The following is a 25063-nucleotide window of genomic DNA, read 5'->3' on the forward strand; positions in this document are numbered from 1 at the left end:
CATACTTTTGAGTGATTAATCAGATTGCCGATTCTTGTTTACAATTTTGTTAAAACTTACTTTTTGTTTGCATTTTGACGCTTTTTTCTGATAGCAGCGAAGACGAGACTTGAATATTTTTGTGTTTTCAATTTGGAGTACTCTGTGATTCGTTTCGAACAAGTGAATAAGTGGTACGGTAGTGACCACCATGTGCTTAAAGACATAAACCTTGAAATAAAACAAGGCGAAGTAGTTGTAATATGTGGACCTTCTGGATCTGGCAAATCAACTCTTATTCGCTGCATAAACAGACTTGAGCCCATCCAGCAGGGCAAAATTATCGTCGACGACATGGATCTTCATAACCCACGTCTTGACCTTACAACATTGCGTGCAGAGATTGGTTTTGTGTTTCAGCAATTCAATCTGTACCCGCATATGACAGTTTTGGAAAACGTGACACTTGCACCTACAATGGTACGCAACATGCCTCGTGCAGAGGCAGACCGACTTGGCATGGAACTACTTGAAAAAGTAAATATTCCTGACAAAGCGGGGGCGTTTCCCAGCCAGCTTTCTGGTGGACAGCAGCAGCGCGTAGCCATTGCTCGCGGCCTTGCTATGAAGCCAAAAATCATGCTTTTTGATGAACCGACATCCGCTCTTGATCCTGAAATGATCAACGAAGTTCTTGATGTAATGAAAGCACTTGCCCGTGAAGGTATGACCATGGCGTGCGTTACGCATGAAATGGGATTTGCCCGAGAGGTTGCTGATCGCGTTATCTTCATGGATGAAGGCATCTTAGTAGAAGAAAACACTCCGCATGAGTTCTTCAACAATCCACAGCACGACCGTAGTAAAGAGTTCTTAAGCAAAATTTTGTCTCACTAGTAGAGACGCTGCTCGTAATTTTGCTTTTTTGTCATTCTGGAGGCTTACCGCTTTTGCGGTAGAAATTAATACACCGAAACTGGGAGTTGACCATGCGTATTAGTAGAGTTCTTGCTTTAACATTGGCTCTCGTAATGATGGCGTCCGTTGCTTTTGCCGGCCCGTCTTACGACCGTATCATGAAGGATAAGAAAATTCGTATCGGCATCATGACCGACTCCATCCCTGGCGCATTCTTTAATGACAAAGGTGAGTGGGTTGGTTTTGACTATGATGTTGCTACCGAACTTGCAAAACGCCTTGGCGTTGATATTGAACGTGTAAAAGTGAACAACAAAACCCGTATCGCCTTTATTCAGCAGGGTCGTATCGATGCATCTGTTGCAAACATGACTCACACTCGTGAGCGTGAAAAGTCCATCGACTTCTCTATCACATATTTCTTCGACGGCCAGAAAGTTCTCTCTAAGACTGGTAAATACCAGACTCTTGCCGACATGAAAGACAAAAAAATTGCTACCATGCAGGGTACAACTTCCGAAATTAACGTAAAACGTGCTCTTAAAGCTATGGGTGTTGCTAATCCTGCTGCACACGTTATTTCCTTCCAGAAAGAATCTGAATGCTTCCAGGCTCTTCAGATGGGTCGCGTTGCCGGCTGGTCCACAGACGCAACAATTCTTCTTGGTTACGCCTCCAAAACTCCTGGTAAATTTGAGCTCGTAGGCGAATTCCTTTCCGACGAGCCTTACGGCATCGGTCTTCCACAGAACGATTCCAACCTGCGCAACGCTGTTAACGCCAGTCTTCAGGATATGTGGCGCGACGGCACCTACATGGCCATTTACAACAAATGGTACGGTGCAGACACTCCTTTCGCTATGCCTATGTCCGGTTCCATCGAACTCTGGCCATAAGCGTCTGATCTACTGATCATTATTCGTACGTCCGGTTTGCGCCGGACGTACGTTTTACCACTGCCGCACAACAACAGTAGGCATATTACGCTGCATCCATTTGCTAAAAGGTTCGTTATTTCATGCTACGCTATTGGTTGGAAAAAGTTTGGGTTCAGAACACAGTTCTCGCTGTGCTCGGCATTATCAGCCTCTATTACTGGGGCTGGGTCTTCGATTTCGGGTACGACTTTCAGTGGCCGATTCTTTTCACTGTCAACGAGACCTACCAACTCAACTTCGGTGTTGAGATTCTGAATGGTCTGTGGCTTACCGTTAAAATTACCCTAATCAGTTCTCTCATTGGCATTACCCTTGGTACAGCCCTCGGCCTTGCCCGCCTCTCGGACTTTAAGCCTTTAAACTGGACAGCAACCTGTGTTGTAGAATTTTTCCGTAACACGCCACTGCTTGTAATTCTGTTCTTTTTCTACTTCGCATTCCCGCAGGCGTTGCCGGAAGCAGGTAGAGAACTTCTTTTTGAGACGCAGTTTGAATTCTGGACAGCCACCTTTGCCGTCGGCATATACACCAGTGCGTTCATGGCAGAAGTTATCCGCGCGGGTCTCCAGTCCATTCCCAAAGGCTTACTTGAAGCAGCATATTCTTCCGGTCTTTCTTATGTTCAGGTACTGCGCAAGATCATTCTGCCTCTTGCATTCCGAGAAATTATTCCGCCTCTTGGCAGTGAATTTCTTAACAACATGAAAAACACTTCCCTTGCTATGGTTGTAGGCGTTGCAGACCTCACATGGCAGGCACAGCAGGTAGAAGCACTTACATTTAAGGGATTCGAAGCAACTACAGCAGCGTCTGTGCTGTATCTGTCCTTCTCTCTTGTCATTGCTTTTGTAATCAACGGAGTTGATGGACGTATCCGTTCTTCAAGCAATGGAAAGAACAGCCTGCCGGTCATGTTCATTAACGTGCTGCTTATTCCTATTAACTTTGCAAACAAAATTTTATTCCACCCTGCTGCTCAGTTTTTGCGTCAAAGGCGCAGAAAAAACATGCAGGCTGGAGTCACCGCAAATACAAGCCAGTTCCTTCTTAAAAAGCTCTACACAGTACTCGTACTTATCAGCAAAGGTGCATTCCTTCTCATACTTGCGGGTCTGGTGTTCTCACTGGTTAAGGGCTTTTATAACTTCGACTGGTCTGTCATTTTTAAAGAGCTTCCAACCATGCTGGTATGGCAGTTCCCGAACGCAACGGGTGATGATCTCTTTCTGGGGCTGGGTGGTTTCTCCCTTTCCTTCATCATTGCCATTGTTGCTATCTTTGCAAGCTTCTTTATCGGACTTGTTGTCGGGCTTGGACGTAGCTCCACAAACCGCATCTTCCGCATTCCAAGCTTGATCTATATTGAACTTATCCGAGGAAACCCGCTGATTATTGTAATCTACTGGGTATACTTCCTCATCCCTGTTTTGTTTGACAGCTTCATCAACACAGTATGGTCAGCAGCCATCGCGCTTACGCTCTTTACAGCAGCGTACCTTGCTGAAATTGTACGAGGCGGCATCCAGAACATTCCTCCGGGACAAGTGGAAGCTGCGGTCTCATCCGGTCTTTCCTACTGGCAGACAATGCGCAAAATCATCCTCCCGCAGGCTCTGAAACAAATGATCCCGCCAATTGTAGGTTTGTTCATTGCAATCTTTAAGGACACATCACTTGTCACTGTTCTTGGCGTAATGGAGCTTACCTCTGTAACCAAAGCACTCGATAACCGACTGATGATTGCATCAATGGAACTTTGGACAACAGCAGCGGTTCTATACTTCCTCCCTTGTTTGCTTATGTCCAAGTACGCAAAGCACCTTGAAAGGAAACTCTCACCGGAACAGATTAACTTGAAAATGTAATCTGATTCACTGCACGTAAAGCGCCCCGCAATAATTATTGCGGGGCGCTTTTTTGTTATCTTGATTTTACCAAGTGAAAACCGCCATCAAAGAAGTTAGCTTCATTCTTCTCTTGATTACTTTATGAATTATGCGCCTTTTTGCCTTCTTTCATTTGCCCTAAATCCTGCACATGGCACAATACGCATTCAGAGAACTTATAGTTTTTACAGGCAGGTGAACTATGCGAATTCGTTCTTTATTCAGCTCTTCAAGCAAAAGTACCAACTACACAGCAACCACTCTGGACAAAACGATTGAAGTTGCAATATCTGATGATGTCCTTTCCCCCTGCCCTATCTCTCCCAACTGCGTTTGCAGTAAATTGCCCCAAAGCGACAGTCATTACGTAGAGCCGCTTGTTCCCACAGCAAGTACTCTTGCAATATTCCCTATGCTTGTTGAATACGTTCAGCAGCTTCCCAACGCTGAGCTGGAAGAAAAAGCAAGCCACTATATCCGCGTTAGTATCCGCTCCATGTTTTTTGGTTTTACAGATGATCTGGAACTATTTTTTGCAGGCGACAAAATCCATGTGCGTTCTGCATCACGCACTGGCTGGTACGATTTCGGTGTAAACCGGAGACGTATCGAATCTATCCGACGGTACATGGAAGACGAGCTCGAAGGCTGATTTTTTCACCCTCTTCACACAGGACAACCGATGGGTACAAGTGCCTACGAAATTGTGACGCACTACATTCCCACGTTTCCCCGTAAACGTGCAGGTAGAATCGTCACCGATACCACAGAGTTTATGTCCATTGATTATGGTGACGTAATGCTCCTTGATGGCAAACACCATCTTGTGACCAAAAATCTGTCTGAAAGACGATTCGGACTGGAAGACCCAAAATACTGGGTGAAGCGATGTAAGGAATTGGAAACAGGGAAGCATCATATTATTAAGCTGGAATTTTACGAAAAATTCGACATTTCCATAGGAAGCATTAGCTCCAGTTGCTATCGAAGCCCGCGTAAGGAATCCAGAATACTCGAGCTTGTTGATGGAGATATGCGGTTTATGCAGGGCAGGACAGTTCTGGATGAAAAAGGGAACTGTGTCAGAATACTAGACATCATCCACGGTTCAGAACTGGATATCGCACTCGACCGTATTGAACTGTCGCACGAAGAGTACTTCAATACTATTTTTCCGGACTACTTTGCAAAATTTATTGGCGCCGTTAAGGCCATTGATCATTTACATCAAAATCACGAACAGCATGGTGATATCAGGCGAGATCATTTGCTTGTTGAGGCAGGAACCAAAGAATGGCGTTGGATTGATTTCGACTACACTTTCGGGCTGCGGGATAATCCGTTTGCACTGGATTTATTCGGCCTTGGCAGCATTCTTCTATTACTTGTCGGACAACGGGAAATTACCGCCAGACAGGTTCTCGCACAAGAGCAGAACATCAACGTAGCATTAACTTCAGAAGACATGGCACTTGCAATGCCGCACCGACTGGCAAACATTCAAAAAAGATATCCGTATATTCCCGACACATTGAACAATATCTGCATGCACTTTTCGGCAAGAAATAGCGTTTTTTATTCATCCGTTACGGAGTTTGTAAGCGCGCTGCTTACATGTTTTCACGAACTCCCCGTATTTAAGTCAGCCCGTGGGAGGTATCCTGAAGTATGAACATCTACAACATCCTTGTGGCATTCGATTCTTCCAAGCCTTCTTTTGAAGCTGTGGAGTACACAGCCAGAATGATTCGATCCATTCCAGACGTACTTGTTACGCTGCTCATTATCGAAAGGCTTCCAGACAAAGATTTATTTGAATCTGAGGCTCGTTGGCGTGCTGAATGCGCTGAACTTGTCGTTGACTACAAACAAAAGCTGGCAAAGGCTCGAGGGCTGCTTGCCAGCAACAACATTAGTGATAGTGCAATTAATGATGAATACATCATCAGCTGCAGTTCACCTTTCGAAGACGCTAAAGTCTGCACGACAGGTGAATCCATAGCTGACGACATTCTTGCTATTCAGAAAGAAGGAAACCACGGCACCGTAGTCATCGGACGCCGAGACATAAGTAAAGAAGAAGAGTTCCTCTTCGGAAGTGTTTCAAGTGACCTGCTCCGCCAGTTTACCGACTGTGCTCTCTGGGTGGTTAACTCTAAGGGTGAGTAACCAGCCTTACATATCATATGCCTAGTACGTTTGGTTAATTCAAACGTACTAGGGTGTGTTTCTTAATTCATTAAAGAAACACACCCTAGGCATACATCTACTTAAAAAGTCACAGTAACGGCTGAAGAAGCACGTTTAGCTTTGGCTTTAGCCTTCTCAATACCTTCATCAAGGGCAAGTGCAACACCAAGACGACGTCGTCCCTGCACTTCTGCTTTACCAAAAATAAGAAGCTGGGTCTCCGGCTCACTCAATGCTTTATCAAGCCCTGAGAATGTCGCCCCTGTGCCATGTCCTTCCACCAGAACAACGCTAGATGCCGCTGCACCACGCTGAGTGATTTCCGGAATCGGAAGTCCGAGGATAGCACGGGCATGCAAAGCAAATTCACTCAAGTTCTGTGAAATAACAGTCACAAGACCTGTGTCGTGTGGACGTGGTGAAACTTCGCTGAAGATCACATCGTCACCTTTAATGAAAAGCTCTACCCCGAAAATACCAAATCCGCCTAATGCATCTGTTACAGTGCGGGCGATCTCCCGTGCACGTTCCAGCGCAATGGCGGACATAGGCTGCGGCTGCCATGACAACCGATAATCCCCATCTTCCTGATAGTGACCAATCGGATCGCAAAAACTGGTTCCACCGGCATGACGAACAGTCAGAAGTGTAATCTCGTAATCAAACTTTACGAAGCCTTCAATAATGATTCGTCCACCACCGGTACGTCCGCCTTCCTGCGAATATGTCCATGCGGATTCTATATCTGCTTCTGTTTTGACGGTGCTCTGCCCTTTACCGGAAGAACTCATAACCGGCTTAACTACGCACGGCATACCAACTTCTGCCACAGCAGCGCGGTATTCTTCTTCGGTATCAGCAAAACGGTAAGGGGAAGTCGGCACACCAAGGTCTTCTGCTGCCAAGCGGCGAATACCTTCACGGTTCATGGTGAGCCAAGTTGCTTTAGCAGTTGGAACAACTGTTACGCCTTCTTTTTCAAGTTCGAGAAGAGTATCAGTTGCAATTGCTTCGATTTCAGGAACGATTAAATCCGGCTGTTCCTTTTTCACTACATCCCGCAACGCTTTGCCATCAAGCATATTGATAGCATAAGAGCGATGAGCAATCTGCATGGCGGGAGCATTCTCGTAACGATCAACCGCAACAACTTCCGCACCAAGGCGCATTGCCTCAATGGCTACTTCCTTACCAAGCTCACCCGAGCCAAGTAACAAAATCTTAGTTGCAGAATGAGTTAAGGGGGTTCCAATAGATGCCATGTCGCTGCTCCTGTCAAATTAGGGAATCACTATGACTGTATTTACTGGTGCACAATGCACCTTTTCTGCGGGGGGTTTGTCATACTTTTTCACCTGTTGCAAGGGAGTGTCTGAAGTTGTCTCACTACTCATCCAACTTCGCAAAATATTCTTTAGACCATAAAAAAAGAGAATGATGTCGAGTAACTACTCGGCATCATTCTCTTTCACATTTATTACTATTTATCCCTACACAGCGACGTTGTCAGTAGCCTCTGAGTACATGGATATTGTATTTTTTCCTTCTTTTTTAGACTCGTACATGGCGGCATCAGCCCGCCTCATCAAGTCATCAGGCCCCGTCACATCCTCATTCCAGTCAGCAATACCGATACTTGCCTTCACATACACTCTACTGCCGCATTCTAAAACAACAGGAGTTTCAAACGACGTAAGGATCTTAAATGCAATCTCTTCTGCCTTATCAGTGGTCGGCATACTTTCTAGAAGGATCGCATATTCGTCCCCTCCTATTCGAGCAACCGTATCTGTAAGACGTACGTTTTTGCGGAGTACAGATGCCACATGGCGGAGCACAATGTTGCCTGACTCGTGCCCGTACCGATCGTTTACAAACTTGAAATCGTCCAAATCAATGTACATAACAGAGAACGGAACATTGCTTATTTTGGCTTTCTCACAGGCATTTTCCAATTTAATGAACATATGCGGTAAATTGGAAAGTCCTGTTAACCAGTCGTGATGCGCCAAAACTTCCAGTTCTTCTCTGTGCTCCTGACTTCGCTGAATGGATAACAATGTAAACCATAAGGTACAGCCAGTAATGAACGAAATAAGAATCCACGCTAACAAACACGTTTCATAAATTGAATCTTTGATAGCATTGAGTTTTTCAATGCTTACATGCTGCATTACAATCCATTGATACGGGCTTACAGCCACTGGCGGATAGGCTTGCTGCCCTTTGCCAATTTTTGGAGAAATAGCAAACGCAGGACTTACCGTTGCCCATGTGAACATTCCGTCCTCATTCCTAATTTGACCGGTAGCTCCCTGCTGCACCATTTTCCAAATAGTCGGATACTGCGCAGCAAAAGTTTTTTCACAAAGCTTTGTCGGATCCTTTTCAAACATAAAAGCCCAGCATGCTTCCTTATGGTCAGAAGCAAGCCAGTGCCCTTCATTATTAAGCAACATCGCATTGCTCATAATATCAGAAGCGACATCCTGAAAATGCATGAGCATTTCAGCTGCATAAAAATTAAGAACCATTAATCCCCTTCGTACACCAGTATCGTCCACAACGGGAGTCATAAAACGAATTACAGGTACGTAGGGTTTTTCTATTTTTTTATTTTCTATATTAAGATCAAGACGGGAAACATACACATCACCAACACCAAGCTTTTTTGAGGCTTTAAAATACCCACGATGTGCTTTTTGTTGCAGTGCTTCCTCTGGAACAACACGAATTCGTCCACGCTCTCGGTTAATACGAATTTGCTCATACCCCTGAGCATTTAGAAGACGTACCTGACCATATCCGCGTTTATTCTCTGCAAATGAATACAGCACACGTAAGGCGTCTTCTTTGTAAAGGCTGTAGCTGCTTATTCTGTATGACAAAATATCTGCAAGTATACGAACATCAGCAAAAGGGACGTTAAAGTCCTCCATCAGGCTTAATTTTCGAATACTTACAGCTCTATTCTGATCAATTCGTATCAACTCTTCTTTGTTGGCAACTTTCTCTTGGTAAACAGCAGTTATCGCGAGAAAGATTACATAACAGCAAACGATGAATATTAGAAAAAATGGCTTTAACAAGCGTGCCTTCAACTTCCATCCCATATACCCCCCAAAGAACTCTTAATCACATATAAGAACATATTAACAACATGTGGTTATTCTATAAAAAGATAGTAAGCACTACACAACTTAGTCAACGATACGTAAACCTTATGATATTTACAAATATGTATACAGAAACATAAATCTAAAACAAAGTAAAAACATTTACAAAAAGTAAAAAAGGCTGAATTGCAATGCAATTCAGCCTTTTATCGATACTGCTAACAATAGTTTTTCTTATAAAAACCAAAGCAAAAAATCATTCTTTGAAAAGTCTACAACTAAGAAGAATAACGCAAAGAAAAGTTGCATGAAAATAACGAGAACATACAGTATAAGTTCCTCAGATCTTTTTATTACTTCGACGAAACGGGATTCGCCATCAGCAATATCCCGTATTGCCCATAGCAAGAACATAATCCCGACGCCCCATTGCCAGTTTAAAATAATACATAGCAACGCAAAAGCCAGTGCGCAAATCGTACGCCATCTCTTTGCAAACATATTCCACTCCCTTCCTCCTGCCGGACATGCAGGGCTTTAACGCAATTACAGGATAATTGAACTATAGTACCTTCCTGCGCATCTTTCGGGCAACAAAAATACCTATTTATTCTTTAAAAAAAGCATAGTTATACCTAAAATACACGGCACACATCCTTACTAAGAACCTTCACCGCATATTTTCCTGATGAAAATTGTTGACAGCTAATCAAGCTATCGATAATAGGAACCTGTATCAATAATAAAAACATCAGGAGTTACCCATGGAAGCAAAAGTACTTGAAGCAATGAAAAACGCAGGTAAGCCTGTCCGTCCGGGTGAAGTAGCAGAAGTTTTGGGTGTAGATAGTAAGGAAGTATCCAAAGCTATTAAGAAATTAAAAGAAGCTGGTGAGATTCACTCACCGAAGCGTTGTTACTACGCTCCGACAGAATAAAATATCCGCCTGAATACGTGTCTGCCAAACCTCCTTCACCTTTGTTCGCAGCATAAGCACGTATCTAGAGCAAAAAAACAGCCTGTATCATTTCTGATACAGGCTGTTTTTTTGTATTTTTCTAACAGAGTCTATTCTTCATCAAGACGACAATGTGATGGAAGGTCTACATCGTACTGACGAATCAGCTTAGAATGTTCACGTAAAATTGCATACGTGGAGGACTTACGGAAAGAGCTGTTACGGTTAGTTCTGAACAGCAGGTTCAGATCCCAGATTGTATCAACATCGTTCCAGTCCGGAAGACGAATAAGTTCAAGGTCTTCTTTCTGAATTTTTGCAAGAGTTGCACGGTACACGTCGCGTGTAGACCAAGGAATATCGTCAAAGACTTCAGGAATGAATGTATCTTTTCTGAAACCGATCAGGTAGTAGCCGCCATCGTATGATGGGCCTACAGCTGCATCCTGTCTATCAAGATCTAAAAACGCTTTTGTAAGTAATTCCGGTGGAAAATCCGGAATATCGCTGCCGATAATCAATACACGGCGGAAACCTTCAGCAAAAGCGGACTGCATAGCGTGCTTCATACGCGCGCCAATATCGTCACCCACCTGCTCACGGTATTCGTACTGAGAGCCAAGCCAGCCCTTAAAGTCTTTTTCCGGATCTTCAGTTCCGCAAGGTGCATAACAAATACGCAGCTGTGATTCTACCTTCTCAAATCCCTTGAGCATATCCTGTACGAAATTACGGTACAATGAGGTAGCAACTTCTTCGCCAATAACTTTGGCGAGCCGTGTTTTAACATTGCCGTGATTCGGATACTTAATGAAAAAAAGAATACATGTGTCGGTCATTAAAGCTACCCCTTCATGGCGCGATACCAATGCGAAAGTGTTTGAGCAGAAACTCCTGCCCCGTATAATAAACGCAACAGCACGTTGCGTAACGTACATCTATACATACCTTCCGTCTCCCACCTGCGTGCAGATGTAGAAACCGGAGCATCAATGACTGCGATAGGTTCGTTACGTCCACGAATCCTACGCATTATCTCCACGTCTTCCATAAGTGGAACGGGAGAATATCCTGAAAGTTCTTCAAAATATGATCGTACAAAAAACTGCGCTTGATCACCGTACGGTGTACGGGTGAGCTTGTTACGCCAATTTGCCAACGCGCTTACAAGATATAAAAACCTGTTGTCGCTGGCAATGGACAAGGTAAATGCGCCCGCCTTTGCACTAACTTCTGCATGGTTGCTCTCTTTCAATGCACTCTGAATTAAATCAAAAGCACCGACAGGAAGAACCGTATCTGCATGCAGAAACAACAAAACTTCACCCGTTGCCTGTGCTGCTCCTGCATTCATCTGCGCAGCACGACCTTGAGGAGATTGTATGGAAATAACAGCGTCGTGCTCAATAGCTGCAAGTGTTGTTGCCTCTGGATCGCCATCAGCAACAATGACTTCTACAGCAGGAGCACACAGCGATTCTGCCGCACGTTGAAACACATGCGCGATGCGTTCATTAATTCCCGCAGCTTCATGCCAGACGGGTATGATTACGCTTACAGAAAAAGAGTCCATATCCCCTCAGAAACAATAGATGTATTGCCATAGTACATAGACAGCACAAAGCCTGCAAGCCGTGCCGTCCAATACTACTAAACCGTTTTATTTGCGGTTCTGTTTGTACGCATGAGTCGCAAGCCGTCCAAGTTCTTTAAGACGACTATCAACACGGCCAAACAACGAATCTTTTGTGAAAGAACCGTCTTTACGTCTGGAACCGCATTTCATGCCGGTAAGAAGCTCCAAAGCTTGCTCAATGTGTGTCACAGGGTAAATGCTGAAGAGACCTTCTTCTACCTTGTCGGCAATCTCACGTTTCAGCATCAACTGATCCACATTGTCTTTAGGCAAAATAACGCCCTGCTTGCCTGTAAGACCACGGCGGGAACAAATATCGAAGTAGCCTTCGATCTTGCGAGTTACGCCGCCTACAGCAAGAATTTCACCGCTTTGAGATACAGCACCGGTGAAAGCATACGATTGTGACAACGGCACCTCTGCAAGCGCAGAAAGCAGCGCAGCAAGTTCTGCACCGGAGGCTGAATCGCCTTCAACTCCGGCATAGCCCTGCTCAAAATATAATGAACCGGTCAGCACCAGTGGCTTGTTATGTGCAAACATACCGATGAGATAACTTTTCAGAATCATCATAGCTTTGGTATGAATAGGACCACTCAGCTCCGCATCACGTTCAAGGTCAATAACACCGCCATGCCCTACGCCTACTGTCGAGGCAATCTGATGCGGCAAACCAAATTCGAAATCACCATACATGGACACAGATAGTCCGTTAACACGACCAATTTTTTCACCCTGCATGGTTACTTTAATCAGATCGCGGTCATACTCTTCAAAGAATATTTCTTCGTACAGGTTGTTTCTGTAATGACGAGTAATCAACGTCTTATGAACGATTGAACCGTCCACAACTTTCTTTTTATCCATTGAAGCAAGCGCAGATGCTTCAATCATGATTTCTCTGACCAGAGGAAATTTGAGAGAAAGACGAGTCTGGTCTTCTACAATGCGAGAGCCGTAATCGATAACTTCTGCCATTGCTTCTTTAGTGAACGGCAACAGATCGCAGTCATCAATAATACCGGCCATACGGTGCAGGTACACACCATAGCCTTGCTTGCCTCGTGGCATAGCATCATTAAGATGCGCTTTAATCTTAAACAGTTTCGGAAAACGATCATCAGATTCAAGCAACTGTTCGTAAATTTCTTCGCCACCAATCAAGATGACTTTCAGATCGAGCAAAAGCGGCTCAGGCTCAATACCTTTTGTCTTGGTTGCTTCCTGCCCTTCTTCGCTGTCTTCGATACGAACAAGACCGGAACGAAGCGCGCGCATAAGCCCTTCCCAAGAACCATTCTGGGAAAGAATATCTTCAATATGCAATAGCAGGAATCCACCGTTTGCCTGATGCAGAGAACCGGATTTGATGAGGGAAAAGTCAGTAATCAACGCACCCATTTCGGCTTCGCGCTGAATGCAACCAAGTAAATTTGCAACTGTAGGGTGATCGTCCATAATGATCGGGGCACCCTTAGTTTCTGAATGATCAACGAACACGTTGATATCATACGGTGCAGTAGCGTCTTCGGGATGCTGTTGCTGCAAAGCTTCCGGCAAAGACAATGGAGCATTTGACGTTTCTTTCGGCAACAACGCTTCAACGTGCTCTAAAATATCTGCCTTTGAAGCTTTGAAAAAATCTGCAAGCGGTTCACTGTGGCAACATTCTTCGTATTGTTTAATGACCGGCTGCAACAGTTCATCAAGAACTTCTGTAGTCAGTTCATTATCTAAATTTTTCTCTTTGGTACGAAGGCCCTGTTCAGCATTGCTCATATTGCGGAGCAAAGCGTTCAGCGCCTGAAGAAGCTTGTCACCCTTTGACTTCAAACTCTTTTTCAAAACAGAATCAATACGTTCGAACTCATCTTCTGAAAGACGCTTACCATCAATAAGCGGATACAGTGTAATACTGCCCTGCTCATCAAGATCCATATGGAAGCCTTCTTTGCCTGCAATAGAGTCCATCTCTTTGAACAAGGAATCTCGCTCTTCAGCGAACTGATCCATAATAATCGTACGTTTCTTTAAGTAGCTGTCGCTTTCAAAACGTTTTGGCAGTTCTTTACGTACATTGGAGATAGCCTGAGAAAAATCCTGTTTCAGCGAGCGTCCTTTGCCTGCCGGAACGGTGAGCAAAATCGGTGCATCTGGATCTTCAAAGTTATTCACGTACAGCATATCTGGCGGAACAGGCAAAGCTTTTGCCCTCTCGCGCAAAAATTCTTGCAACATGTAGTTGCGACCAAGGTTTGCGCTCCCTGCCAAAAAGATATTGTAGCCGATATCTTTTATGTGCAGTGCAAGTTCGAGCGCCTGCATTGCCCGGGGCTGGTGGGCATGAAAGCTGGTTGCATCTAATTTAATATCGGTGCTGCTTTTGTACGGAATGTGAGAAAGCGCGAGTTTGGCGCGCAATTTCTTGGCAGAAAGAGGCCGGATCTTGCTCATGGTGCTCCAGTTATTATTGGTAACTGATTTGAGATTTGATAAATATCGAACGAGTATTGGAATACGTCGCGGCTAGCCTACAAAGTCGCGTGCTGTACCTATTGTAAACATACCTGTTTGATATTTGAATGTCACTACAAGGGTTTCTAAATGTTCTTTTCATACCACCCTCAGACACTGCAACTACTTTTGCACTTAGTTAGTGCATAAATACCACTTGTACATCGTACACAAAAACGCACGTGAATAAAAGAAAGACCCAAACACGCAGGACGTGTTTGGGTCATACTATCTATGGGAAGCACTGTCCCCATGCAGCTTATTTCTTCAACTGCATATCGCAGTCAGAAAAAGTATCTCTCACGCGTGCAGAAAAAACTCCTTACCCGCCAGAGACAAAAGACTACAATCTAGTCCTAGCGCATGGTTTCTTCAGCAGCTTCTACAACATGCTCAACGGTGAAACCGAAGTGCTTGAAGAGTTCGCCTGCCGGTGCAGATTCACCAAAGGTGGTCATGCCGATTACGCGACCTGCAAGGCCAACGTATTTGTACCAGAAGTCAGCCGCTGCTGCTTCAACAGCAACACGAGCTGTAACAGAAGAAGGCAGAACGCTTTCTTTGTATGCAGCATCCTGTGCGTCAAATACGTTAGTACAAGGCATGGAAACAACACGAACCTTACGGCCTGCGGTGGTGAGACGGTCGTATGCTTCTGCAACGAGACCAACTTCAGAACCGGAAGCGATAAGGATACACTCAGGAGTGCCTTCGCAATCACGAAGTACGTAGCCGCCACGTTTAACGTTGGCGAGAGCTTCTTCAGTACGTTCCATGAACGGCAGAGTCTGACGGGACATGGACAAACAAGAAGGAGCAGTCTTTGTTTCGACACCGGATTTCCATGCTTCGATGGATTCAACGGTGTCACAAGGACGCCATACGTGGCAGTTAGGGATCAAACGCAGACTTGCAAGATGTTCTACTGGCTGGTGAGTAGGACCGTCTTCACCAAGACCGATGGAATCATGGGTGAGTACCCAGATAGTACGGATGCCCATGAGAGCGGAAAGACGAATTGCGTTTCTTGCGTAGTCAGAGAATACGAGGAAGGTACCAGCGTAAGGAATGATACCGCCGTGCAGTGTCATACCGTTCATCATAGCACCCATGCCGAACTCACGAACACCGTAGGACATGTAGTTGCCGTTCCAGTGATCTTTAAAGAGCAGCTCGTACTGATCCCATTTGGTGCCTACAGAACCGGTAAGGTCTGCAGAACCGCCAAGGAGTTCAGGCATTGCAGGGCCGAAGGCGTTAAGAGCAACCGGGGAATCTTTACGGGTTGCAGCAGATTTAGCAGCAGCGTTAGCTGTATCAATTGCTTTCTGTGCAAGAGCTTCGAAAGATTCAGGAAGGTCACCAGCCATGCGGCGGATAAATTCTTTAGAAAGTTCAGGATGTGCAATCTGGTAGCTTGCAAACATGCCGTCCCATTCTTTTTCTGCTGCTGCACCACGCTCACGAGCGTTCCATGCATCAGCAATGTCAGCTGGGATATCAAATGCAGGATGGTCCCAACCGATTTCTTTACGGGTAGCTGCAATCTCGTCATCACCAAGAGGTGCGCCGTGAGTTGCTGCGGTGCCCTGTTTGTGTGGGGAACCGAAGCCGATGATGGTGCGGCAACAGATAAGAGAAGGTTTCTCAGTTTCTGCTTTAGCTTCTTCAACAGCTTTTTTGATTGCTTCAGGGTTGTGACCGTCAACGTCACAAACAACATGCCAACCGTACGCTTCGTAACGGGCACATGTGTCTTCGTTGAACCAGTGCCCAACTTTGCCGTCAATGGAGATACCGTTATCATCCCAGAATGCGATGAGTTTACCGAGACCTAAGGTGCCGGCAAAAGAACATGCTTCGTGAGAAATACCTTCCATCATACAACCGTCACCCATGAATGCATAGGTGTAGTGGTCTACAACGTCAAAGCCATCGCGGTTGAAGTGGGCAGCAAGTGTTTTTTCAGCAACTGCCATACCAACTGCGGTAGCAATACCCTGACCAAGAGGGCCAGTAGTGGTTTCAATACCCGGGGTCATACCGTATTCTGGATGACCTGGAGTTTTTGAACCCATCTGGCGGAAATTTTTAATATCTTCGATGCTCAGGTCGTAACCGGAGAGGTGCAACAAAGAGTAGATAAGCATTGAAGCGTGGCCGTTAGACAGTACAAAGCGGTCACGGTCAGCCCATGCAGGGTTGCTTGGGTTATGCTTAAGAAAGTCGTTCCACAGAACTTCAGCAATATCTGCCATGCCCATTGGCGCGCCTGGGTGGCCAGAATTTGCTTTCTGTACAGCGTCCATGCTTAAAGCACGAACAGCATTTGCGAGGTCTTTACGAGACGGCATCGTTTCCTCCAAAAGAATGGATGCAATAAATTTTTTCCAACTGGTTGCTGAGGCAGTCGATAGACATTAATCGCCGCCATGACAACCACTGATAACAATTTTCAAAAAGTCCGCTATGCGTTGCGGGCTATTTCTTCAAACGTCTTCAAGCGTTCAGCGTACGGTGGGAAACCAAAAAATGCAGAACCGGATACAAGCACATCTGCGCCATTACGTACCAATTCTGCAGTGTTATTAGGATCAACACCGCCATCAACCTGAATAAGGGTTGAAAGACCACGCTGTTTGATCATGCCGGAAAGTTCTGCAACCTTGCGCATGCTGAATGGAATAAATTTCTGTCCGCCGAAGCCCGGGTTAACACTCATAATGAGTACCATGTCCAGTTCGTCGAGAACATAATCAAGAACAGAAAGAGGAGTATGCGGATTAAGAGCAACACCAGCCTGTGCACCTTTGCGCTTAATTTCCGCAATGGTACGTTCAAGGTGGTGAGTAGCTTCAGCATGAACAACAACCATGTCTGCACCGGCATCCACAAAGTCGTCTACGTAGCGCTCTGGCTGCTGAACCATCAGATGCACATCGAAAAAGAGGTTACTCTCTTTACGCAGGCGCTTGATGATTGGTGCTCCGAGAGTAATATTAGGTACAAACATGCCATCCATGACATCCCAGTGTACCCATTTAAGTCCTGCCTGTTCGAGTGCCTGTAATTCTTCAGCAAGTCTGCCGAAGTCAGAAGACAATAACGAAGGTGAAAGGATCATAGTTATGTTCTCTGTGGCTTTCGCCGGTTATGGTGCTATGTTGGTGCGCTTGTCCACTACGGACGAACCACACAAAAAGACGGGTGCATCAGCGACGCCCCGTTAAAAGCATATCACGGAGTGATGTGAGCTCTGTTATTATCTCCTCAACATCAACAGCACCAGTCGTCTCTTGCCCTAGCAAAAGAGTCTCAGTGCCGCTCCCCGTACAAAAAGCCTCTATCTCCGGCCCGGGTTGTTCCGGACCGGTGATAGAGCCATACATTTCTTCATATTGACCAAGCACCTTTCGGGCACCTTCAATGGTCAATCCGCGTTCGTAAAGCAAATGCCGTACCGCCCGAAGCAGAAGCACGTTCTGTTCGGAATACATACGCTGTCCCTTTTGGGTGCGTATAGGGATAAGCTGTTTAAATTCTGTTTCCCAAAACCGTAGCACGTACGGCTTTAAGTTAAGCAGGGTAGCAGCCTCTCCGATACGATAGATCTTTGCTTTCATACGTCTCCCTGCAGAGCTGTTTGCTAACTAGATGCGAACAGGCAATGCGTTTTCGAGAGATTTAACCACCTTTTTACGCTCTTTGTCCACATCCTTATCTTTTAATGTCTTAGAACTATGACGGAAAGTAAGGCGGAAGGTCAAATTGCGTGTTTCTTCAGCATCTTCTGAAGATTCAGGCACGAACACGTCGATCAGTTCCATCTTTTCAAGAAGTGGCAACTTAGTAGCTGCAACCTGATCAAAGATAGACTGAACATTAAGAGTAATCGGAGCGATTACAGTGATGTCGTTCCAAGCAGACTGGTGCACAGGAAGGCCTTTAAACTTAATGCAGCTTGCTACATACAGTTTGCTCAGCATATCTGTGTCGAGGTCTGCAAACCAGACATCTTTTTTAGCGTTGTAGGCATCAGCAATTTCAGGGTTGATTCTGCCGATAGTTCCGACCTTATGGCCGCTCGCTACAACGTCTACAGCTGGAGACATCCATGCATGGGACTCTGCAAGAGTGAAGCTAACCTCACCAGCGTGCAGGTGTGCAAGAAGATGTTCTACACAGCCTTTAATATCAGCATACTCTGCTTCAGAAGCCATACGCGGGTACGCAGAATCAAAACGATCACCGTAGAACAGAATGTTCAGACGACCGGATTCACGTACAGTTGTATCACTTGTTTCATCAGCTTCAAAGATATGCGCAAGTTCAAACAGGCGCAGACCAGTGTTGCCGTGACCCAAGTTGTGACGAAGGTTCTGCAAAAGACCCGGAGCAAGCTCAGTACGCATTGCATCCTGCTCAGAGGAGAGCGGGTTCATGATAGTAATGCGGTTGTCTTTCGGCAGATTAAACAGATCAAGATCTGCATGACCAACAAAGGAGTAGTTGATTGCTTCGTTAAGACCGAGACCGCAGCCCCAGCGCTTAATGAGAGACCAAAACTCGTATTCGTTGCAATCGTCGTTACGTGCTTCGAGAGTACGTTTTACCTGAGGAAGAATAGGCTCGATACGGTCCATGCCGTATACGCGCGCTACTTCTTCAATGAAGTCTACTTCACGCTCGTAGTCGAGACGGTTGCTAGGAGGTACGATAGTCCAGTTTGCTGTATCGGAACCGGAAATAGTACAACCAAGCTTTTCAAGAGTAGCTTTGCAGAAAGAATCTTCTACATCTACACCGAGAAGGTCACGACAGCGCTGCGGGCGGAACTGAAGCTCAGGAGCAATCCAAGGCTTAGGCTCTGCTTTACAAACGCCTTTGCGGATTGTTGCGCCAGTGAGTTCGGCAAGCATTGCTGCTGCACGATCCATTGCCTGTGGGCAATTTAACTGGTCAACACCACGTTCAAAGCGGAAAGAAGCATCAGATGAGAGAGCAAGGCGACGAGCGATACGACGCACTGATGCCGGATGGAACACAGCAGCTTCGAGGAATATACGTGTAGAACCATCATGGATTTCGCTGTTAGCGCCACCCATAACACCAGCAAGAGCAACGCTTCTGCTGCCGTCTTTGATCAGGAGGTCTGTTGCTTTAAGTGTGCGTTCCTGCTCATCAAGAGTAGTAAACTTTTCACCTTCAGCAGCAGTATCCACAACAATCTTTCCACCTTCAAGGCGATCAAGATCGAATGCGTGGAGAGGCTGACCAAAGCCCATCATAATGTAGTTGGTTACGTCTACAATATTAGAGATAGGACGTAATCCCACAGCTACGAGACGGTAACGCATCCATGCAGGAGACTGACCAATGGCAGCGCCTTCAAGAATACGACCGTAGTAGCAGTAACATTTATCTGCATCGGCAATTTCGATTGCAACTTCTTCAGAGCAATCAACGCCGGATTCAACAAGATTGTACTCAGGAACGGTGAGCGGCAGATCAAAAGCAAGAGCAACCTCACGAGCAACACCAAGGACGCTCAGAGAGTCTGCACGGTTAGGAGTGATGGAAATATCCAGCACTTCTTCATCAAGCTTAAGAGACTCAACAAGGTTTGCACCCGGCACGAGTCCTTCAGGAAGCTCCATGATGCCATCATGTTCGTCTGAAAGACCAAGCTCACGCTCGGAACAAATCATGCCGAAGGATGGAATACCGCGAAGTTTTGTCTTTTTAATCTTAGTGCCGTCAGGCATTACAGAGCCAACTTTAACTACAGCAACTGTCAGTCCTTTACGAACGTTCGGTGCACCGCAGACAATAGTCAAAGGCTCTTCATCGCCGACTTCAACCTTACACACAGAAAGTTTTTCTGCTTCAGGGTGTTTCTCACACTCAACAACGTGACCGATAACCATTGGCTTAATGCCTTCAAATGGACGAATTACTTCTTCCACTTCAAGACCAAGCATGGTCAGCGCGTCGTCAAGTTCCTGAATTGTTCCGGTAAACGGAACAAACTCTTTCAACCAGTTGATACTTAAAAGCATGGTACTATTCTCCCCTGCTAGATGAACTGGTTAAGGAAACGCACATCGTTCTCGAAGAACATGCGGAGGTCGCCAATGCCGTACTTGAGCATTGCAACACGTTCCACACCAAGACCGAAAGCAAAACCGGTGTATTTTTCCGGATCGTAGCCAACTTTCTTGAACACTTCAGGATCGACCATGCCACAGCCAAGGATTTCAACCCAACCGGTCTGCTTACAAACACGACAAGGCTGACAGTCCACTTCACCTTCACCACCGCACATGCAGCAAGAAATATCTACTTCTACGCTAGGCTCGGTAAACGGGAAGAAGCTAGGGCGGAAACGAACTTTTGTTTCCGGTCCAAACACTTCCTGCAAGAAGGCTGTAAGAGTACCGCGAAGCTCTGCAAGGCTTACTTTTTCGCCAACCAGCAGACCTTCGATCTGGTGGAACATAGGTGTGTGTGTAATGTCGGAATCACGACGGTACACTTTACCCGGTGCGATAATAGCAAGCGGTGGCTTCTGCTTAAGCATGGTACGTGCCTGCATTGGGGATGTGTGTGTACGCAGAAGAATATTATCTGTTACGTACAGGGTATCCTGCATGTCACGCGCCGGATGCTCTGGAGGCAGATTGAGCGCTTCAAAGTTATAAAAATCGTTCTCAACTTCAGGACCGGTTACAATGTCGTAACCAAGACCTTTGAAGATGTCACAGATCTCTGTCATTACCTTAGTAACAGGGTGCAATGAACCCTGCCAAGGCATACGTCCCGGCATGGAAGGGTCAAACTTGGCAAGCTTGTCCGCTTCTTCTGCACTTTCCAGTTTGGTTTTGCATGCATCAAGCAAACCAGTAAGTTTGCCTTTTACGATGTTTGCGGTTTTACCAACTTCCGGACGTTCTTCTGCTGACAGTTCTGGAAGACGTTGCATGATCTGCGCGAGTTTACCCTTTCGGCCCAAAAAGGCTACACGCAAATCTTCCACTACGGTTAACGAAAAAGCCTGATCCAGGCCGCTGTTAAGCTCCTGAACCAGGCTTTCTAATTCATGTATCAGGCTCATATACCTGAAACTGCTACTTAGCTCAGCTTAGCTTTTGCGATTTCGCAAAGCTGTGCAAAGTGCTCTTTTTCGCGAACTGCAAGGTCAGCAAGGACCTTACGGTTCAGTTCAATGCCAGCCAGGGCCAGGCCGTGCATGAACTTGCTGTAGGAAAGACCGTTCAAACGGGAACCTGCGTTGATACGCAGAATCCAAAGACGACGAAACTCACGTTTCTTAGTCTTACGGTCACGGTAAGAATATACTAATGCATTTTCTACTGCTTCACGTGCGGTACGGTACAATTTAGAACGACCACCACGGAAACCTTTAGCCATCTTCAAATATTTCTTATGGCGACGATGGGCCGCCAAGCCTCTCTTGACTCGCATGGATACCCTCCAGGGTCTTTGTCACTCCGTGAGGCGAGAGAACTGCCAACGGAGCGCGTAAAAAAGTTATGTACTAAGTTGATATCGTCTTATGCGTATGGAAGCATACGACGAACAGCTTTCTCGTTGCTTTTATCAACAATAGCAGACTGACCGAGGTTCATTTTACGCTTAGCACTTTTCTTTGTCAGGATGTGACGAAGGTTCTGCTTGCGACGTTTGAACTTGCCGGTACCAGTCAAAGAAAAACGCTTTGCAGCGCCACGTCTGGTTTTAATCTTTGGCATGTTAATCTCCTTACCGTTATTGCTGTACTGTCATTCTACAGCGTAACGACAGCACGCGAGAGAAAACCCCCTGCAATACAGGGAGTTTTCAAAAAATTCCTCTGAGCAAAGCGCAGAATAACAAGTATGACTACGCGAAACGGGGATATTGCTCCAAATCAATCACAAAATCAAGTCAGAATGCTTATTTCTTTGCAGTCGGTACCAGCAACATGTGCAAGGTACGTCCTTCGGAACGTGGCATCTGATCTACTTTTGCGATATCTTTGGTATCCTCCATAGCCCGTTCCAATATTGTAAGCCCGCGATCTTTATGAACGATTTCACGTCCACGGAAGAACACAGTAACTTTACAACGGTCACCGGCTTCGAGGAAGCGACGAATGTGCTTGAGTTTGGTCTGGTAATCATGCTCGTCAGTTTTTGGACGAACTTTGATTTCTTTAACCTGAACTACAGCAGCATTTTTCTTTGCTTCCTGTTTCTTCTTCTTTAGCTCAAACTTGTACTTACCATAGTCCATAATTTTACAGACTGGTGGTTCAGCACTAGCGGCTACCTCTACGAGGTCGAGTCCTTTTTCTTTGGCGATGTCGATGGCCTGGTTTCTTCCAAGAATACCCAGCTGCTCACCTGTTTCACCAATAACACGAACCTCACGCGCACGAATTTGTTCGTTGCGCTTTGTCATATCCTGCGGCTCTTGCCTACGATACTTAGGAAAAGCGATAGCTTAACCCTCCGCTTTTAAACGGTTCTTCACAATCAGCTTTAATAAGCTCTGCCACTTCCGAAACGGATTTCAGACCAAGGTTTTCGCCCTTACGCATGCGTACGTTCACACCTTGCTCTTCAATCTCTTTATCCCCGATAACTAGCATATACGGGATCTTAGAAACCTGGGCTTCACGAACTTTGTAGCCCAGCTTTTCATTACGAGTATCTGCCTCAACGCGGATGCCTTCTTTAAGAAGTTCCGCTTTGATTTTTTCTGCAAATTCGTTGTGTGCATCAGTAACAGTCAACACGCGAGCCTGCATCGGTGCAAGCCAAGTCGGGAATGCACCAGCGTAGTGTTCAGTCAAAATGCCGATAAAGCGTTCAACCGAACCAAGGATAACGCGATGGACCATTACAGGACGGTGGCGTTCACCATCTTCGCCGACGTACCCCAAGTCAAAGCGTTCTGGCAAGGTAAAATCACACTGAACGGTAGCACATTGCCATTCTCTGTCAAGGCAGTCACGAAGCTTAACGTCAATCTTAGGTCCGTAAAATGCCCCATCACCTTCGTTAATCTCGTAAGGAAGATCAATGACTTTGAGCGCTTCAACCAAAGATTCTGTTGCCAGATCCCAGTCAGCGTCTTCGCCAATGGATTTTTCAGGACGGGTGGAAAGCTCAAGCGAGTATTCAAAACCAAAAACATTCATAATGTCTTTAACAAAGTTAAGAACACCAACAATCTCTTCCTGAAGTTGGTCAGGGCGGCAAATAATATGAGCATCATCCTGAGTGAACTGACGTACACGCATAAGACCGTGCAAAACGCCGGACTTTTCGTGACGGTGAACTACACCAAGCTCAAAGTAGCGCATTGGAAGGTCACGGTAGCTGCGCATGTGAGACTTATAAATAAGCATGTGCGCAACACAGTTCATAGGCTTAACGCCATATGGTACATCATCGATTTCGGTGAAGTACATATTTTCACGGTAGTTATCGTAATGGCCGGAACGTTCCCAAAGCTCACGCTTAAGAATCTGTGGTGCCTGTACGATATCGTAACCGCGTTTTAAATGCTCTTTACGTTCGAAGTCTTCAAGGATGGTACGGACAAGAGCACCTTTTGGATGCCAGTAAGCCATACCAACGCCGCCTTCTTCCTGAAAGCTAAAGAGGTCAAGCGCAGCACCGAGTTTACGGTGATCGCGTTTTTTCGCTTCTTCAAGACGATGAAGGTACTTTTTCAACTCTTTAGGGTCAGCAAAAGCGGTACCGTAAATACGGGAAAGCATCTGGTTCTTTTCATCACCGCGCCAGTAAGCACCAGCAACAGACATGAGTTTGAACGACTTAACGTATCCGGTAGTAGGAAGATGTGGACCGCGACAAAGGTCTGCAAATTCGCCATGACGGTAGATTGATACTACGTCGTCATCAACGGCATCGATAAGCTCAAGCTTGTAGCTTTCGCCCATATCTGCAAACAACTTCTTCGCTTCATCCTTGGAAACAACTTCGCAAGTAAATGGAGCGGCCTCGCGGATGATCTTAGTCATTTCCGCTTCGATTGCTTCAAGGTCTTCCGGTGAGAACGGACGCTCTACGTCAAAGTCGTAGTAGAAGCCATTTTCAATGGAAGGACCAATAGTAACCTTAGCAGAAGGGAACAGACGTTTTACTGCATCAGCCATAATGTGTGCAGTGGAGTGTCTGAGCAGATCAAGACCTTCCGGCGTGTCCACGTAGACAGGCGTGATCTCTTCACAGCCCGTCGGAATAGTTGCTGTGAGATCAAGCGTTGTCGTGCCGCACTTTGCAGCCAACACAGTCTTGAATTTTTTACCGCTGAGTACTTCTCTCAGGGCATCACGGAAGCTTGCATCTGCTGCTACCTCTACAACTTGTCCTTCAATAGACACGTTCACGATGGCATCTCCTGAAAATTTTCGATATATATAAAAAAAAGGGAGGCTATCGCCTCCCTACAATCCGTCAGTGTTGGTAGGCACGAGCAGTATCGAACTGCTGACCCCTACCATGTCAAGGTAGTGCTCTACCACTGAGCTACGCGCCTACACCGTTACGGCGAAGATGGTATTTACGCATTCCCAACTCACTCGTCAAGAAGAAAAAATATACTTTTTCCTTTTTTCTTGCAAGCAAACGACAATTAGATGCGCGGGAAACGCTGAGTACACCCTATATAATGTCCCTCACAATGGGAACATGAGAAATTCAATACGATAAAAGTAACACCGCAAAAAATGTTTTTTTGCGCACTACCCATGTTTTTTGACTCGCGTCACAGAATAAAACACATGGGATAGGTAGGTTGCATTCAACGGCAACGAACTTCCTTCTTACATCACCTTTTTTGATGAATTGCTTTCCAGTTGCTGTTAGATGAGATAAACAAAAATTTCCTATAC

Annotated in this window: 22 protein-coding genes and 1 tRNA gene; 7 read left to right on the top strand and 16 right to left on the bottom strand. The window is 45.7% G+C overall.

Translation table 11 applies throughout. The features are described from left to right. The first annotated feature begins 144 nt into the window (after positions 1-144). The 6 genes from ACZ5V1_RS11345 to ACZ5V1_RS11370 all read left to right on the top strand — a co-directional run bounded on the left by ACZ5V1_RS11345 (position 145) and on the right by ACZ5V1_RS11370 (position 5890). Positions 145-876, top strand: coding sequence for an amino acid ABC transporter ATP-binding protein (locus ACZ5V1_RS11345; protein ID WP_160717176.1), 732 nt, complete (start codon positions 145-147; stop codon positions 874-876). A 92-nt stretch (positions 877-968) separates the two neighbouring features. Continuing rightward, positions 969-1793 carry a transporter substrate-binding domain-containing protein gene (locus tag ACZ5V1_RS11350; RefSeq protein WP_464387197.1) on the top strand — a complete coding sequence of 275 codons (825 nt, stop codon included), beginning with the start codon at positions 969-971 and terminating at the stop codon, positions 1791-1793. 122 nt (positions 1794-1915) lie between these two features. Beyond that, entirely contained in the window at positions 1916-3700 is a 1785-nt protein-coding gene (locus ACZ5V1_RS11355; protein WP_464388932.1) for an amino acid ABC transporter permease, read from the top strand. A 223-nt stretch (positions 3701-3923) separates the two neighbouring features. After that, the gene (locus ACZ5V1_RS11360) at positions 3924-4373 is read left to right on the top strand and encodes a DUF1499 domain-containing protein (protein WP_464388933.1); all 450 of its coding nucleotides are present in this window, start codon (positions 3924-3926) and stop codon (positions 4371-4373) included. 30 nt (positions 4374-4403) lie between these two features. Next, the gene (locus ACZ5V1_RS11365) at positions 4404-5393 is read left to right on the top strand and encodes a serine/threonine protein kinase (RefSeq protein ID WP_464388934.1); all 990 of its coding nucleotides are present in this window, start codon (positions 4404-4406) and stop codon (positions 5391-5393) included. Beyond that, entirely contained in the window at positions 5390-5890 is a 501-nt protein-coding gene (locus ACZ5V1_RS11370; RefSeq protein WP_464388935.1) for a universal stress protein, read from the top strand. Before ACZ5V1_RS11365 ends, ACZ5V1_RS11370 begins: the two co-directional genes overlap by 4 nt. Positions 5891-5991: 101 nt before the next feature. Here ACZ5V1_RS11370 and purT read toward each other — a convergent pair whose 3' ends face one another. The 3 genes from purT to ACZ5V1_RS11385 all read right to left on the bottom strand — a co-directional run bounded on the left by purT (position 5992) and on the right by ACZ5V1_RS11385 (position 9528). After that, positions 5992-7173 (bottom strand): formate-dependent phosphoribosylglycinamide formyltransferase, encoded by a 1182-nt coding sequence (purT, locus tag ACZ5V1_RS11375; RefSeq protein ID WP_464388936.1) that lies wholly within the window; start codon positions 7171-7173, stop codon positions 5992-5994. Between the two features lie 228 nt (positions 7174-7401). Continuing rightward, complete coding sequence (locus ACZ5V1_RS11380) at positions 7402-9024, bottom strand: diguanylate cyclase domain-containing protein (RefSeq protein WP_464388937.1); 1623 nt, start codon at positions 9022-9024, stop codon at positions 7402-7404. A gap of 237 nt (positions 9025-9261) precedes the next feature. Then, complete coding sequence (locus ACZ5V1_RS11385; protein ID WP_464388938.1) at positions 9262-9528, bottom strand: hypothetical protein; 267 nt, start codon at positions 9526-9528, stop codon at positions 9262-9264. 263 nt (positions 9529-9791) lie between these two features. Here ACZ5V1_RS11385 and ACZ5V1_RS11390 point away from each other — a divergent pair, with 263 nt between their 5' ends. Further along, positions 9792-9965, top strand: coding sequence for a MarR family transcriptional regulator (locus ACZ5V1_RS11390; RefSeq protein ID WP_290918832.1), 174 nt, complete (start codon positions 9792-9794; stop codon positions 9963-9965). Positions 9966-10096: 131 nt separating this feature from the next. Here the strand turns inward: ACZ5V1_RS11390 and ACZ5V1_RS11395 are convergent, their stop codons facing one another. The 13 genes from ACZ5V1_RS11395 to ACZ5V1_RS11455 all read right to left on the bottom strand — a co-directional run bounded on the left by ACZ5V1_RS11395 (position 10097) and on the right by ACZ5V1_RS11455 (position 24708). Further along, entirely contained in the window at positions 10097-10825 is a 729-nt protein-coding gene (locus ACZ5V1_RS11395; protein WP_160717158.1) for a TIGR04282 family arsenosugar biosynthesis glycosyltransferase, read from the bottom strand. 5 nt (positions 10826-10830) lie between these two features. Continuing rightward, on the bottom strand, positions 10831-11559 hold the full coding sequence (locus ACZ5V1_RS11400; RefSeq protein WP_464388939.1) for a TIGR04283 family arsenosugar biosynthesis glycosyltransferase: 729 nt from the start codon (positions 11557-11559) through the stop codon (positions 10831-10833). 87 nt (positions 11560-11646) lie between these two features. Beyond that, the gene (locus ACZ5V1_RS11405) at positions 11647-14076 is read right to left on the bottom strand and encodes a Lon protease family protein (RefSeq protein ID WP_464388940.1); all 2430 of its coding nucleotides are present in this window, start codon (positions 14074-14076) and stop codon (positions 11647-11649) included. Positions 14077-14492: 416 nt separating this feature from the next. Next, positions 14493-16490: a transketolase gene (gene tkt, locus ACZ5V1_RS11410; RefSeq protein ID WP_464388941.1), complete on the bottom strand. Its 1998-nt coding sequence runs from the start codon at positions 16488-16490 to the stop codon at positions 14493-14495. A 113-nt stretch (positions 16491-16603) separates the two neighbouring features. Then, positions 16604-17260 carry a ribulose-phosphate 3-epimerase gene (rpe, locus tag ACZ5V1_RS11415; protein ID WP_464388942.1) on the bottom strand — a complete coding sequence of 219 codons (657 nt, stop codon included), beginning with the start codon at positions 17258-17260 and terminating at the stop codon, positions 16604-16606. Positions 17261-17348: 88 nt separating this feature from the next. Beyond that, the gene (locus ACZ5V1_RS11420; RefSeq protein ID WP_464388943.1) at positions 17349-17759 is read right to left on the bottom strand and encodes a MerR family transcriptional regulator; all 411 of its coding nucleotides are present in this window, start codon (positions 17757-17759) and stop codon (positions 17349-17351) included. A 27-nt stretch (positions 17760-17786) separates the two neighbouring features. After that, on the bottom strand, positions 17787-20195 hold the full coding sequence (gene pheT, locus ACZ5V1_RS11425; RefSeq protein ID WP_464388944.1) for a phenylalanine--tRNA ligase subunit beta: 2409 nt from the start codon (positions 20193-20195) through the stop codon (positions 17787-17789). Positions 20196-20212: 17 nt separating this feature from the next. Next, on the bottom strand, positions 20213-21250 hold the full coding sequence (pheS, locus tag ACZ5V1_RS11430; RefSeq protein WP_373794527.1) for a phenylalanine--tRNA ligase subunit alpha: 1038 nt from the start codon (positions 21248-21250) through the stop codon (positions 20213-20215). A gap of 17 nt (positions 21251-21267) precedes the next feature. Next, entirely contained in the window at positions 21268-21621 is a 354-nt protein-coding gene (rplT, locus tag ACZ5V1_RS11435) for a 50S ribosomal protein L20 (RefSeq protein ID WP_160717142.1), read from the bottom strand. Positions 21622-21710: 89 nt separating this feature from the next. Then, complete coding sequence (gene rpmI / locus ACZ5V1_RS11440) at positions 21711-21908, bottom strand: 50S ribosomal protein L35 (protein ID WP_464388945.1); 198 nt, start codon at positions 21906-21908, stop codon at positions 21711-21713. Between the two features lie 184 nt (positions 21909-22092). Further along, the gene (gene infC / locus ACZ5V1_RS11445; RefSeq protein WP_160717138.1) at positions 22093-22599 is read right to left on the bottom strand and encodes a translation initiation factor IF-3; all 507 of its coding nucleotides are present in this window, start codon (positions 22597-22599) and stop codon (positions 22093-22095) included. Between the two features lie 25 nt (positions 22600-22624). After that, a complete protein-coding gene (gene thrS / locus ACZ5V1_RS11450; RefSeq protein WP_464388946.1) occupies positions 22625-24559 on the bottom strand; it encodes a threonine--tRNA ligase in 1935 nt (644 codons plus the stop codon). Between the two features lie 74 nt (positions 24560-24633). Then, positions 24634-24708: transfer RNA gene (locus tag ACZ5V1_RS11455), tRNA-Val, on the bottom strand. Between the last annotated feature and the right edge of the window lie 355 nt (positions 24709-25063).

Source organism: Halodesulfovibrio oceani subsp. galateae, assembly GCF_055397225.1.

What these genes read in the sequence shown, in the direction of transcription:
- ACZ5V1_RS11355 (WP_464388932.1), top strand. Translation starts at nt 1,916, where the DNA reads ATGCTACGCTATTGGTTGGAAAAAGTTTGGGTTCAGAACACAGTTCTC.
- rplT (WP_160717142.1), bottom strand. Translation starts at nt 21,621, where the DNA reads ATGCGAGTCAAGAGAGGCTTGGCGGCCCATCGTCGCCATAAGAAATAT.
- rpmI (WP_464388945.1), bottom strand. Translation starts at nt 21,908, where the DNA reads ATGCCAAAGATTAAAACCAGACGTGGCGCTGCAAAGCGTTTTTCTTTG.
- purT (WP_464388936.1), bottom strand. Translation starts at nt 7,173, where the DNA reads ATGGCATCTATTGGAACCCCCTTAACTCATTCTGCAACTAAGATTTTG.
- ACZ5V1_RS11400 (WP_464388939.1), bottom strand. Translation starts at nt 11,559, where the DNA reads ATGGACTCTTTTTCTGTAAGCGTAATCATACCCGTCTGGCATGAAGCT.
- tkt (WP_464388941.1), bottom strand. Translation starts at nt 16,490, where the DNA reads ATGCCGTCTCGTAAAGACCTCGCAAATGCTGTTCGTGCTTTAAGCATG.
- infC (WP_160717138.1), bottom strand. Translation starts at nt 22,599, where the DNA reads ATGACAAAGCGCAACGAACAAATTCGTGCGCGTGAGGTTCGTGTTATT.
- ACZ5V1_RS11370 (WP_464388935.1), top strand. Translation starts at nt 5,390, where the DNA reads ATGAACATCTACAACATCCTTGTGGCATTCGATTCTTCCAAGCCTTCT.
- ACZ5V1_RS11385 (WP_464388938.1), bottom strand. Translation starts at nt 9,528, where the DNA reads ATGTTTGCAAAGAGATGGCGTACGATTTGCGCACTGGCTTTTGCGTTG.
- ACZ5V1_RS11360 (WP_464388933.1), top strand. Translation starts at nt 3,924, where the DNA reads ATGCGAATTCGTTCTTTATTCAGCTCTTCAAGCAAAAGTACCAACTAC.
- ACZ5V1_RS11405 (WP_464388940.1), bottom strand. Translation starts at nt 14,076, where the DNA reads ATGAGCAAGATCCGGCCTCTTTCTGCCAAGAAATTGCGCGCCAAACTC.
- pheS (WP_373794527.1), bottom strand. Translation starts at nt 21,250, where the DNA reads ATGAGCCTGATACATGAATTAGAAAGCCTGGTTCAGGAGCTTAACAGC.
- ACZ5V1_RS11365 (WP_464388934.1), top strand. Translation starts at nt 4,404, where the DNA reads ATGGGTACAAGTGCCTACGAAATTGTGACGCACTACATTCCCACGTTT.
- rpe (WP_464388942.1), bottom strand. Translation starts at nt 17,260, where the DNA reads ATGATCCTTTCACCTTCGTTATTGTCTTCTGACTTCGGCAGACTTGCT.
- ACZ5V1_RS11350 (WP_464387197.1), top strand. Translation starts at nt 969, where the DNA reads ATGCGTATTAGTAGAGTTCTTGCTTTAACATTGGCTCTCGTAATGATG.
- ACZ5V1_RS11395 (WP_160717158.1), bottom strand. Translation starts at nt 10,825, where the DNA reads ATGACCGACACATGTATTCTTTTTTTCATTAAGTATCCGAATCACGGC.
- pheT (WP_464388944.1), bottom strand. Translation starts at nt 20,195, where the DNA reads ATGCTTTTAAGTATCAACTGGTTGAAAGAGTTTGTTCCGTTTACCGGA.
- ACZ5V1_RS11390 (WP_290918832.1), top strand. Translation starts at nt 9,792, where the DNA reads ATGGAAGCAAAAGTACTTGAAGCAATGAAAAACGCAGGTAAGCCTGTC.
- ACZ5V1_RS11420 (WP_464388943.1), bottom strand. Translation starts at nt 17,759, where the DNA reads ATGAAAGCAAAGATCTATCGTATCGGAGAGGCTGCTACCCTGCTTAAC.
- ACZ5V1_RS11380 (WP_464388937.1), bottom strand. Translation starts at nt 9,024, where the DNA reads ATGGGATGGAAGTTGAAGGCACGCTTGTTAAAGCCATTTTTTCTAATA.